10 protein-coding genes are annotated in these 12,319 nt (G+C 63.6%); 6 read left to right on the top strand and 4 right to left on the bottom strand.

Annotated features, from left to right (window positions below):
• Position 1 precedes the first annotated feature (1 nt).
• On the bottom strand, positions 2–928 hold the full coding sequence (locus CHB87_RS10515) for an extracellular solute-binding protein (protein WP_176441694.1): 927 nt from the start codon (positions 926–928) through the stop codon (positions 2–4).
• Positions 929–1,010: 82 nt separating this feature from the next.
• On the opposite strand from CHB87_RS10515, the gene CHB87_RS10510 reads away from it, so the two are divergent.
• On the top strand, positions 1,011–2,966 hold the full coding sequence (locus CHB87_RS10510; RefSeq protein WP_089408384.1) for a DUF1570 domain-containing protein: 1,956 nt from the start codon (positions 1,011–1,013) through the stop codon (positions 2,964–2,966).
• A gap of 254 nt (positions 2,967–3,220) precedes the next feature.
• Here the strand turns inward: CHB87_RS10510 and CHB87_RS10505 are convergent, their stop codons facing one another.
• The gene (locus tag CHB87_RS10505) at positions 3,221–3,646 is read right to left on the bottom strand and encodes a thioredoxin family protein (protein ID WP_089408383.1); all 426 of its coding nucleotides are present in this window, start codon (positions 3,644–3,646) and stop codon (positions 3,221–3,223) included.
• An 81-nt stretch (positions 3,647–3,727) separates the two neighbouring features.
• Between CHB87_RS10505 and CHB87_RS10500 the strand changes: the two genes are divergently transcribed.
• Positions 3,728–4,390: a peroxiredoxin-like family protein gene (locus tag CHB87_RS10500; protein ID WP_089408382.1), complete on the top strand. Its 663-nt coding sequence runs from the start codon at positions 3,728–3,730 to the stop codon at positions 4,388–4,390.
• 240 nt (positions 4,391–4,630) lie between these two features.
• On the opposite strand, the gene pgi is transcribed toward CHB87_RS10500, so the two are convergent.
• Positions 4,631–6,268, bottom strand: coding sequence for a glucose-6-phosphate isomerase (gene pgi / locus CHB87_RS10495; RefSeq protein WP_089408381.1), 1,638 nt, complete (start codon positions 6,266–6,268; stop codon positions 4,631–4,633).
• Between the two features lie 344 nt (positions 6,269–6,612).
• Here pgi and CHB87_RS10490 point away from each other — a divergent pair, with 344 nt between their 5' ends.
• The 4 genes from CHB87_RS10490 to CHB87_RS10475 all read left to right on the top strand — a co-directional run bounded on the left by CHB87_RS10490 (position 6,613) and on the right by CHB87_RS10475 (position 11,065).
• Positions 6,613–7,473, top strand: coding sequence for an IclR family transcriptional regulator domain-containing protein (locus tag CHB87_RS10490; RefSeq protein WP_089408649.1), 861 nt, complete (start codon positions 6,613–6,615; stop codon positions 7,471–7,473).
• 324 nt (positions 7,474–7,797) lie between these two features.
• Positions 7,798–8,982 (top strand): glycosyltransferase family 2 protein, encoded by a 1,185-nt coding sequence (locus CHB87_RS10485; protein ID WP_089408380.1) that lies wholly within the window; start codon positions 7,798–7,800, stop codon positions 8,980–8,982.
• A gap of 17 nt (positions 8,983–8,999) precedes the next feature.
• Positions 9,000–10,214, top strand: a complete 1,215-nt coding sequence (locus tag CHB87_RS10480; protein ID WP_089408379.1) for a hypothetical protein — start codon at positions 9,000–9,002, stop codon at positions 10,212–10,214.
• A 56-nt stretch (positions 10,215–10,270) separates the two neighbouring features.
• Positions 10,271–11,065: a glycosyltransferase family 2 protein gene (locus tag CHB87_RS10475; protein ID WP_089408378.1), complete on the top strand. Its 795-nt coding sequence runs from the start codon at positions 10,271–10,273 to the stop codon at positions 11,063–11,065.
• A gap of 28 nt (positions 11,066–11,093) precedes the next feature.
• Here the strand turns inward: CHB87_RS10475 and CHB87_RS10470 are convergent, their stop codons facing one another.
• Positions 11,094–12,311: a hypothetical protein gene (locus CHB87_RS10470; protein ID WP_089408377.1), complete on the bottom strand. Its 1,218-nt coding sequence runs from the start codon at positions 12,309–12,311 to the stop codon at positions 11,094–11,096.
• Positions 12,312–12,319: the final 8 nt, after the last annotated feature.

The raw sequence follows: 12,319 nt of genomic DNA, 5'->3' as shown, positions 1-12,319 counted from the left end.
GTCAGGCGCGAAGCGGTTGCGCCGCACCCGGCGCCCCAAACGCATTCTGTAACAAAATTGCCTGAGCCTCCGCCGTCTGGAGCCAGTCCACGAACGCCTTCGCCCCTTTGGGGTTGGGGGCGTTCCTGAGCGCAGCCGCATAGAAGACCAGCGGCTCCGGCAGGAAGGTCTTACCGTCGATCGCAAGCAGTATCTCCGGATGCTCCTCGTGGATGCGATCGCCACTCAGATTCACATCGGCTGGCAGCACGATGTAAGGCATCTTCGACGCGACCGCGCCCATCCTGTAGGTCGCCATGGCGTCGACCTCGCCGGACTGGAGCCGGTCCTGATTGTTGCCGGTGGTAAGAATCTGCGCGGGGTTCAACGTAGGGCCTAGCACGCGATCCACCAACTCGGGCTGTCCATACTTCTTTGCCGCCAGCATCATCGCGAAGATGATGTTGCGGCCGCCGGGATCGCCAGCCGGGTTCGAACGCACGAGGTGAAAGCCAGGCTCCTGCAGGATCTCCCACCATGCGCCATCGCCCTTCGCGGCCTTGTCCAGCTTCGCGGCGAAGCGGCTCTTCGGGCTGTACACGATCACCATCTCGGTGCGAGCGACCGGAACGGCAGTCTCGGCAAAGCCGGCGTGCATCACCGTCTCCATCGGCCCGGCGGTGATGGGGATAAAGACATCGGCCATCAAGGCGCCGGTGACGATCTGCTTCGCCACCGCGTCCGCGCCCTGCGAATGGCTGCGCAGATTCAGGCCCAGCTTCCGCGCGGCCGCTGTCTTCAAAGGGCCGTCCAGCATCGCGCGGAAGGAGCCGGCGGATGCCGCCTCCAGCATAGGCAGCTCCTGCGCAAACAACCGCGTCGCCATCCCCCCGGCCATCAACGCCAGCGAGTCCGCCAGCAGATCCCGTCGTGTCGTTGCAATGCTCATCGAATCACGCTCCGTATGGACCATTTTAGCGGCTGCGATTTCGCTTTCCCCGCCACGCATCTTTCGCTAACCTCACAACATCATGCGAAGACGTCTCCCGGCCATCCTTCTGTTCTTTGCGACGAGCTTCGCCTCGGCAGCTCCCACCCCCTGGACCGAGGTGCGCAGCCCGCACTTCATCGTCTACACCAACGCCGGAGAGCACGACGGACGGCGCGTAGCCGGGCAGTTCGAGCGCATGCGCTCCGTCTTCCACACGCTGCTTCCGGGCGCCGCCAGCGACAACGAGCCGCCCATCACCGTGCTGGCCCTGAAGGACAAGAAGTCCTTCCAGAGCATCGAGCCGGAGTCCTATCTCGCCAAGGGCGCGCTCGACCTCGCCGGCATGTTCCTGCGCACGCCGGATAAAAACTACATCCTGATGCGGCTCGACAATCAGGGCGAACACCCTTTTTCCACCGTGTACCACGAGTACACGCACTACATGCTGCGCAAGGCCGACAGCTTTCTGCCGCTGTGGTTGAACGAAGGGCTCGCCCAGTTCTACGAGAATACGGAGATCGAGAACAAGGAGGTCCGGCTCGGCCAGGCGAGCGTCAACGAGATTCTCTACCTGCGCGAGCAGCATCTGCTGCCGCTGGCTACCCTGCTCGCCGTCGACCACAACTCGCCCTATTACCACGAGGAGCAGAAGGGCTCGGCCTTTTACGCCGAGTCCTGGGCGCTGACCCACTACCTCATCGTGAACGATCGCAAAAACAACACCCACATGCTCACGCAGTACATGCATCTGGTGCAGAACTACGAGGATCCGGTCGTCGCCGCGCAGCACGCCTTCGGCGATCTGAAGAAGCTGGAGCAGTCTCTCAATGGCTACATCAGCGGCGCGACCTTCTCGGAGTTCCGCATGAACTCAGGCTTCGCGCTGGACGACTCCGCTCTGCAGGCGCGGCCCGCCTCCCAGTCGGAGGCCGACACGGTGCGCGCGGACGTGCTCGTCTCCACCCGACGCACGCAGGAGGCGGAGACGCTGATCGAAGCCGTTCTGCGCGACGACCCGAAGAGCGCCGCCGCGCACGAGGTGATGGGCAATCTGCGTCTGCGCGTGAACGATCCCGACGGCGCCCAGAAGTGGTACGGCGAGGCCGTGCAGCTTGGCTCGCAAAACTATATGGTCCAGTTTCAGTACGCGATGCTTTCGCTGCGCGGCGGCGGCCACGATCGCGACGCAGCCGTCGAAGCGAGCCTGCGCGAAGCCATTAAGCTCAACCCCACCTTCGCGCCGCCGTACGACTCGCTCGCCATGTTTTACATGAGCCGCGGCCGGGATCTGGGCGAGGCGCACCGGCTGACCGTCCGGGCGATCGAGAACGATCCCGCGAACATGCACTACCGGATGAACGCGGCGGCCGTGCTCCAGCAGGACCAACAGCCGGACAACGCCGTGAACGTCCTCAAAACAGCGCTCAAGATCGCGCACGGCGCAGGCGAAAAGACCATGCTGCAGGGCCGTATCGACTCCATCGAACGCTACAAGGCCATGGGAGAGACGCCGGACCGCGCCCTGACCGCCTCGATCTCCGAGCGCCCCGGACCGGTGATCGCGGTGGAGTCGGAGCAGGTCACCGTCGCTCCGGCGCAGGGCCAGTCGGAGGCCGAGGCGCGAAATGCCGCGCGCATCACAGGGCTGCACAACTCGCTGACCGAGAGCCACCCCGCGCACACCCAGGTGGAGCTAAGCGCCGACGGCAAGACCGCCACCGTCGACCTGAACGCCGAACCCGAGCCGGCCAACGCGAAGGGCGTTCTCCGCGACGTCCACTGCGCCGGTCCGGGACTGACCCTGAATCTCGAAGAGACCGGCAGGAACGTCAAACTATTCTCGAGCGACCTCTCGAAGATCGCATTCACCTCGGCCAGCCACGCGGCCATCGACCCCTGCAAAAACTTCGAGGGCGCGAAGGCCAGCGTCGTCTATACCCCAAGCGAAGACGCCAACAGCGCGAGCCAGATCGTCTCGATCGAGCTCACGCAGTGATACATGGAATAGGGCTTAGGCAATAGAGTTTAAGAAGATTGAAAAGGCTTGTCATCCTGAGCGCAGCGAAGGACCTGCGTCTCTCCAGGCGCGCCCTCGTCGCTTCAAGCAAGACGCAGGTCCTTCGCTGCGCTCAGGATGACAGGCGTTGTGTCAGGATGACGGGCGTTGTGTCAGGATGACAGGCGTTGTGTCAGGATGACGGGCGTTGTGTCAGGATGACAGGCGTTTTGTCCGCTCAGTCAGGAAAGCATTTACAAAGCCGCCCGCAGCCAGCCGCTCATCACGTCCGAACCCACCAGCCCGGCCTGCTGGCGCACCGGCTTGCCGCCGGCGAAGACCATGAAGTTCGGGATGCCCTGAATGCGATAGCGCGCCGAGAGCGCCGGGTCTTTCTCTGTGTCGACCTTCAGGACGACGGCCTTGCCAGCCATCTCCTTCGCGGTCTTCGCCACCTCGGGCGCCGCGGCGCGACACGGGCCGCACCACGCGGCCCAGAAATCCACCAGTACCGGCACCTTCGCCTGGCCGACGATCTCGTCGAACTCCGCGCCGCTGACGGCGATCGGCTCCGCGACCGGCGGAAGCTCCGCCTTGCAGGCGCCGCAGCGGCCAGTGTCCGCCAAATGCCCCGGCGCGATCCGATTTTTCTGCCCACAGCTTGAACATGCACGAATCATGGCACTTAACCTCTCCTATTTGGATGCAGACTCCCACAGCTTCGAACCATCCGGCGGCCGGACGGCTTGGTAAACTGGGGTATGTCTTTGCAGGACGAGTTGGACGCCATCACGGCTCGCACACGAACGCTTGTACAGCCCGAGCGGCTAGCCTTTTCCGAGCAGGCCACTGCGGCGCTCTTTGAAAGCGGTATCGAGGACCGCATACTTGGCGCCGGCGCGCTGGCCCCGGAGTTCACGCTTGAAGACGGCGCCACGGGCAAGCTCGTCCGCTCGGCCGACCTACTCGCGCTGGGCCCGCTGGTGGTGAACTTCTTCCGCGGCCGCTGGTGTCCGTACTGCGTCACGGAGCTGGAAACCTGGCGCGATATCTACCCCGAGCTGCGCGCACGCGGCGCGCTGCTGGTAGGCATCTCGCCGCAGACGCGCCGGCAGAACGACTTCGCCGTGCAGCAGCACAAACTGCCCTTTCCGCTGCTCTCCGACCCCGGCGCCGCATTGGCCGAGCAGTTCGGCATCGCGTACAGCGTCCCGATCGATGCGCGCGCGTACTACCGCTCGATCCTGGTCAACATCCCCTTCAACAACGCCGGCCGAAGCTACGACACAGCCTGCGAGGCCGACTGGCGCCTGCCTCTGCCCGCCGTCTTCGTCATCCGGCAGGATGGAACCATCGCCTTCGCCGAGGCCCACGCCGACTCGCGCGTGCGGCCGGAGCCCACGGAGATTCTGGCGCTGCTGTAGTTTATGGGTGCTTCCAGCGACACGCGGATCCTTCGCTGCGCTCAGGATGACAGGCTTTTAGACGGGTCAAACAACGCTGACAGCAATTTTTTTGGGTGGTTGAGATCATTACAAAGGCCTGTCATCCTGAGCGGAGCGAAGCGTAGTCGAAGGATCTGCGTTTGTTCCCATCGCCACATAACTCTCAAACAAAACGGCCGCGAGTCCGAAGACCCGCGGCCACTTCTGCACTGCGAAGAGCTACTTATTCGCCCGATACTTCGCAATCAGGCTATTGGTCGAAGAGTCATGCGCACCAGCCGGAGCCTCCACCGACTCCAGCTCGCCAAGGATCTTCGTCGCCAGCACCTTGCCCAGCTCCACGCCCCACTGGTCGAACGAGTCGATGTTCCAAACCGCGCCCTGGGTGAAGACGACGTGCTCGTACAGCGCGACGAGCTTACCCAGAACATTCGGCGTCAGAACCTCGGTCAGGATCGTGTTCGACGGGCGGTTGCCCTCGAAGACCTTGTGCGGGACCAGCGCCTCGGCCACACCCTCGGCGCGCACCTGCTCGGCGGTCTTGCCGAAGGCCAGCGCCTCGGACTGCGCGAAGACGTTCGCCATCAGCATGTCGTGGTGGCGGCCCAGCGGATTCAGCGTCTTGTAGAAGCCGATGAAGTCCGCCGGAATCAGCCGCGTGCCCTGGTGGATCAGCTGGTAGAAGCTGTGCTGACCGTTCGTGCCGGGCTCGCCCCAGTAGACCGGACCGGTCTCATAGTCCACATGCGTGCCGTCCAGCGTGACGTGCTTGCCGTTCGACTCCATCGTCAACTGCTGCAGATAGGCCGGGAAACGCTTCAGGTAGTTCTCATACGGCAGAATCGCGACCGTCTGAGCGTCGAAGAAGTCCGTGTACCAGACCGAGAGCAGGCCCATCAGCACGGGCAGATTCTTTTCGAACGGCGCGGTGCGGAAGTGGACGTCCATCTCGTGGAATCCGGCCAGCAGCGACTCGAAGTTCTTCGGCCCGATGGCGATCATCGTCGAAAGGCCAATGGCCGAGTCCATGGAGTAGCGTCCGCCGACCCAGTCCCAGAAGCCGAACATGTTCGCCGTGTCGATGCCGAACTTGCCGACTGCCTGCGCGTTGGTCGAGATCGCGACGAAGTGGCTCGCAATCGCCTTCTCGTCCTTCAGCGAGGCCAGCGTCCAGTCGCGCGCCGAGTGCGCGTTGGTCATCGTCTCCTGCGTGGTGAAGGTCTTCGAGGCGACGAGGAAGACCGTCTCGTCGGCGTTCAGATCGTGGACCGCCTCCGCGAAGTCCGAGCCGTCCACGTTCGAGACGAAGCGGAAGGTCAGGTCGCGCTGCGAGTAGTGCTTCAGCGCCTCGTACGCCATCACCGGACCCAGGTCCGAGCCGCCGATGCCGATGTTGACCACGTTCTTGATCTTCTTGCCAGTGAAGCCCTTCCACTCGCCCGAGCGGATCTTGTCGGCGAAGCCGCCCATCTTTTCAAGCACTTCGTGAACCGCGGGAACGACATCCTCGCCGTCTACCAGAATCGACTCGGACTTCGGCGCACGCAGGGCGACATGCAGCACGGCGCGGCCCTCGGTGATGTTGATCTTCGCGCCGGTGAACATGGCCTCGATCTTCGCGCGCACGCCCGACTCCTCGGCCAGCTCGACCAGCAGCTTCAGCGTCTCGTCGTCCACGCGGTTCTTCGAGTAGTCGAGGAAGATGCCGGCGGCCTCGGCCGTGTAGCGCTCGCCGCGCGTGGGGTCGGCGGCAAAAAGGTCCTTCAGGTGCTTCGGGGAGATCTGCTCAAAGTGGCTCTGAAGCGCCTTCCAGGCCTTACGCTCGCCCAGGGGCAGCACTGTGGTTGCGGTCTGCATACGTTCCCATCTCCTTAGAAATACGGCTGAAATCTTTTGTCCTGCAAAAGGCCGCGGCCCGAAGCCGCGCCAGCGATCTTGCGTCACACCTAGTTTAGATAGCTCCGAGGCAAATGCGGGTGTACAAATACGACGCCGTCCGTTTTCCGCACAGAAGCAGAGTACGCTCTACGGATTTCAGGCCGGTAACCGACCTCGATTTGCCTTGGGTCGCTTCGTGCGTTTATCGTTACATCAGTTCGTCTATCGCACTGTACGTGTCAAATGGCCAGATCCCAGTCGATCCTGAGGCCCATTCCCTCCAGCCGCCGCACGCCGGAGATTTGATTCAGGAGATTCGCTCCATGCCTTCCGCACTCGCCCGTCCCGCCTCCACCCCGCCACAGGAGCTGCCCGTCGCTCCGCCGGTCGCCAAGCCCACCCCGGCCTCGACCCTCGACGCTTATGTCGGCGACCCCAACTTCATGACCTCGCTCGCCCGCGGACTCATCGTCATCCAGGCCTTCACCCAGCAGCACCCGCAGATGACGATCTCGCAGCTCAGTGTGAAGACCGGCCTCTCGCGCGCGGCCGTGCGCCGCTGCCTCTACACCCTCACCAAGCTGGGCTTCGCCGGCGCAGAGGACGGCCAGCGCTACGGCCTGCGCCCGCGCATGCTCTCGCTCTCGCACACCTATACCACCTCCAGCTCGCTCTCCACCTCCGCGCAGCCCATTCTGGAACGCATGTCCGCCACCTTCCGCGAGTCGTTCTCGGTCGCGACGCTCGACGGCGACGACATCGTCTACATCGCCCGCACGCAGGTCTCGCGGGTGATGGCGGTCGATCTGCACATCGGCTCGCGGCTGCCGGCCTACTGCACCAGCATGGGACGCGTTCTCCTCGCGTATCTTCCGACCGAGCAGTTGGAGCAATATCTCTCCCGCGTCGACCTGATTCCGCATACCACCCGCACCATCACAAGCGTGGAAAAACTGCGGCTGGCGCTGCGCAACGTCCGCCGGCTGGGCTACGCGCTGGTCGATCAGGAGCTGGAGGTTGGGCTGCGCTCGCTGGCCGTACCGGTCTACGCGCCGTCGGGACGCGTGGTCGCGACCGTCAACCTCTCCGGCAACGCCCCACGCATGCCGGTCTACGACATGCAGACGCACTTCCTGGCGCCGCTGCGCAACGCGGCCAGCGAGCTGAGCGCGTTTCTCCGGTAGTTACCGGCAACTCCGGCGGACGGCGCCCTGTCGCCGCCGGAGATTCCTCCCCGCATCACAAATTGCATGCCGCAAATGAGGCAATCCGTCGTAGGATGGTTTTTATTTGAGGGCTGGTGCTCGTCTCGCAAACTGGCGCGTCTATATTTCCAGCGGCGGTCAAGCCCTGCCGCAGGACGTTGGAACATGCTATCGACCATAAACCGCACACAGCCTTCCGAAGAGGATTCGCGCTACCTTCCGTAAAAATTCTGGCCCCATACCGTTTTTCCCCGATGGGGACCACCTTTGAACGACGAGTTTTCGGAAAGGAATGCTTTGCGGATGAGTTTTGAAGCCTCGAATGCGGAGATCGCGTACTGCCCGCGCATCGATCTCGCGGTCGTCATTCCAACCTATAACGAACGTGGAAACATCCCCGAGCTGGTCGCACGGATCGAAGAGGCGCTCACCGGGCTCGACTGGGAGCTCATCTTCGTCGACGACGACTCGCCCGACGAGACCGCCGAGGTCATTCGCGAGTACGCCTGCCGCGACTGCCGCATCCGGCTCATCCACCGCATCGGACGGCGCGGCCTCTCCTCCGCCTGCATCGAGGGCATCCTCGCCACGACCTCGAACTACGTCGCCATCATGGACGCCGACATGCAGCACGACGAGACCATCCTGCCGCGCATGCTCGAAACGCTGCGCCAGGACTCGCTCGACCTCGTTATCGGCACGCGAAACGCCGAGGGGGGCAGCATGGGCCAGTTCGGCCAGGCGCGCGTGATGCTCAGCCGCATGGGCCAGAAGATCAGCAATACCGTCTGCCAGTGCCGCATCAGCGACCCAATGAGCGGCTTCTTCCTCTTCAATCGCAGCTTCTTCAACGAGGTCGTGCGCCAGCTTCACGGTGGCGGATTCAAGATCCTGGTCGACATGCTTGCCTCATCCGAGCGGCCCGTACGCTTCGCCGAGGTGGGATACACCTTCCGCTCGCGCAAGCACGGGACCAGCAAGCTGGACGTGAACACCGGCGTCGAGTACCTCTTCCTCATCATCGACAAGCTGACCGGCTTCCTCATCCCAATTCGCTTCGCCGCGTTTTCACTCGTCGGAGCGGCCGGCGCCGCCACCCACCTCGCGTTGGTCGCGCTGCTGATGTTCCACTTCCAGTGGCATTTCATGTCCGCGCAGGTCGCCGCCACCTTCGTCGCCATGACCGAGAACTTCTTTCTGAACAACCTGATCACCTGGCGCGACCGCAGCCTGCGCGGACTTCGCATGGTGACGGGTCTGTTCTCCTTCTGGGTGGCGTGTTCGTTTGGCGCGTGGGCCAATGTGGTGGTGGCGCGCTCGCTGGTGCAGTCGGGCGCGCGCTGGTACATGGCCGGAATCGCCGGCATCATCCTCGGCTCGGTCTGGAACTACTCCATCGCGAACCTCTTCACCTGGCAGATGCCGAAGCGCGCACGCCCCGCGCCGCCGCTCGAGATCCCTGCCTACGACTCCGAGCTCGTCCCGTAATCCGCACGTGAGGTTCTTTGACTGACCACTCCGCCGCCGGCCGGCCCCTATCGTCTTCGACTCTGCTCCTGCTCGCCGCGCTCACCATCCTGCTCGGCAGCATGTTCGGCCAGTACGATCTCGACCTACCCACGGCCGGGCGCCTGCTCGTCGCGGCTGCTGTGGCGATCGGCATAGCCGCAGCCATCGTCAGCCTCCGGGAGGTCGAGCGGCCTTCGATCGCACTCCCGGTGCGCGGTTCGTGGCGCATCCTCGCCGGTCTTGCGCTCTTTCACATCGTCCTTGCCGTCTACTGTATCCATTCGGTCTCGCCGGAGACGATCGACTGCATCACCTTCCAGCGCGACGCAGTCCGAAACCTCCTCCACGGCGTCGATCCCTACGGCCAGACGCAGGCCAACATCTACAGCCCGGAGCTGACGAAGAAGTTCTATGGACCCGGCATGGTCGTCGATGGACGCGTCCAGGTCGGCTTTCAGTACCCTCCGCTGACGCTTGCCTGGGCGCTGCCGGGTTATTTGCTGGGCGATGTCCGCTACAGCTACGTGCTGGCGATCGTCGCCGCGGCGCTGCTGCTTTACGGGATCTATCCCGGCGGACGCAGCCTCGGCCTGGCGGCGTTTCTCCTGCTCAATCCGCTGACCTACTACGTCGAAGACCGCGGCTGGACCGAGCCGCTGGTGCTGATGCTGGCCGCGGCCGCGCTCTACGCCGCCGTTCACAAGCGCTGGTGGCTGCCCCTCGCCGCCGGCCTTTTGCTGGGGTCGAAGCAGTACAACTTCCTCGCGCTGCCGTTCCTGGGCTACCTCGCGCCGCCGCTCGGCTGGCGAACCTACCGCAAGCTCGCGGGATACGCGATGCTGGTTGGCCTCGCCACCGCCCTGCCTTTCCTGCTCTGGAACGCGAAGGCGCTCGTCCACGACATCGTCCTCTTCCACCTCGCGCAGCCCTTCCGCGACGACGCCCTGAGCATGGCCGTGCCGTTTCCGTGGATGCTCAAGGTCGGCCCGCTCTTCGTCATCGCCTTTGTCCTCTGGTACATACGCAAGGGGCCGCACCGCTTCGCCACCTTTGCGGCGGGCTATGCGCTCGCCATGCTAATCTTCGTGGCGACCAGCAAGCAGGCCTTCTGCAACTACTTTTTCCTGATCGGCAATCTTTTGCTGCTTGCCGTCGCGGCGATGCCCAGTATCTCGCTGAGGCCGCAACTTCGCTCGAAAGATGTCGTCTAACCCACCAGAACGGCTCGACACATCGACACCGAAAGAAGAGAGCTAAACCTTCTATTATGTTGAACGGAAAAAACATCGCCGTGGTCATGCCGGCCTATAACGCCGCCAAGACCCTCTCGCTTACCTACGATCATCTGCCGCACGAGATCGTCGACACCGTCATTCTGGTCGACGACAACAGCCGCGACGAGACCGTCAGGATCGCCCGCGAGCTCGGCATCCACACCTTCGCCCACAAGGCGAACTTCGGCTATGGCCGCAACCAGAAGACCTGCTACGCGGAGGCGCTGCGCCTCGGCGCCGACATCGTCATCATGGTGCATCCGGACTACCAGTACTCGCCGGAACTGGTGACTTCCATGGCCGGCATGCTCGCCTACGGGGTCTACGACGTCGCGCTCGCCTCGCGCATCCTGGGCGTCGGCGCGCGCAAGGGCGGCATGCCGCTCTATAAATATGTCGCCAACCGCTTCCTGACCCTGACCCAGAACATCCTGCTCAACTACAAGCTGTCGGAGTACCACACGGGCTACCGCGCCTTCACGCGCGACGTGCTCGAAAAGCTGCCGCTCCACCAGAACACGGACGACTTCTCCTTCGACAACGAGATGCTCGCGCAGGCAATCTTCTTCGGCTACCGGCTGGGCGAGATCTCCTGCCCGACGAAGTACTTCGAGGAGGCCTCCTCGATCAACTTCTCGCGCAGCGTGAAGTACGGGCTGGAGGTGCTCTCCGTATCGCTGAAGTTCCGCCTGGAAAGACTGGGACTGGGACGCTTCCCGATCTTCTGCCGCGAGACGAAGACCGAGCAGGCGACGGCCCGGATGGACTACTACGAGTGTATGAAGTAAAGGTCGAAGCCCTCACCAGAGGGCCGTCCTAAGCGACAGCCTCCACAGGCTCGATTTCGCTCACCAACTTGCTCTGCGTGAAGAGTTCCCGTGCGCCGCCGACGAACAGACCCGTAAGCGTAAGACCCTCGGTAATCCTCCAGTCGAAGACGGCGGCGACGTTGATCGCGGCGAAGAACACCGCCATCCAGACGATCGTACGTCCGAACGTTCCGCTGCGCGCGCACAGCCGCCACGCCACCAGCGCCATCGGCAGTGTAATCGGCGCCGCGTCGTATTCCATGATGCGGGGATTCAGCAGGATCGTGCCCAGCAGCAGCACCGGCATCCACTGCGCGAGCGTCAGCGCGCCCGCCAGAAACCGCCGCGACAGCACCCACATCGCCGCAAAGATCGCCCCGCCGTACAGCAGGTAGGAGACGCCGCTCGTCACCTGATAGGGAATGCGGTGGAAAAACGCATTCGCCAGCAGACCCGCCGGGCTGCTGCTGAAGTCGCGATTGAAGCTGAACTGCAACTCGACCGCGTCCAGATAGTTGTGAAACGCAGCCGGCCAGATGTGCGGCTGCAGTGCGAAGAGCGCAACCCCGGCGACGCCCGTCAGAACAGCCGGCAGCACCTGCCGCCGGGCCGACAGGATCGGAATCGCCACCAGGCTCAGCAGCGGCGCCTTGACGCAGGAGGCGGCGAGCACCGCCGCGTAGAACCAGCCCCACTGCCCTCGGCGGAGACCGACCCAGGCCATCGCGAACGCGAGCCCATAGAGGATGTAGGCGATGTTGCCGCTGAAGAAGGCGTCCTGTTCCAGCAGCCCGGGAAAGAAGACCACGACCGGCGCCAGCAGCGCAAAGACCCGTCGTTCGCGGCCCTCCGTCCACTGAAAACCGAACCAGATCGCAGCGGCAATTCCCGCAGCGTAGATCAGCCAGAAGAGCGTTCCGCTGACCAGCGGCGGCAGCATTCCGATCAGGCGCAGCGCTGGCAAGGTAACCGGCGAATACACGTAACAGTAGGGGATGGGATCGTGCGCGTGGGCCGGCAGATCGGCGTAGTAAGCCCGCTGGGCGGCCGTCGCATCCGCGTACGGATCGTGCCCGGCATGCATCGACGCAATCGCCGCGCGATAGATGTTGAGATCCCAGCCGACCACATATCCGGGAACCAGGCTCCATGCCACGATGGCCGTAAGCGCAAGAATCCAAAAGACATACGGAACCTTGCGGGCGCCGGGAAAGCGGGTCGTCATGAAAGCTG

It is taken from the genome of Granulicella rosea (assembly GCF_900188085.1).
In the GTDB taxonomy this organism is placed as follows: Bacteria; Acidobacteriota; Terriglobia; order Terriglobales; family Acidobacteriaceae; genus Edaphobacter; species Edaphobacter rosea.
The sequence above is the reverse complement of the archived record's forward strand: the minus strand, read 5'-3'. Positions and strand labels throughout refer to the sequence as shown.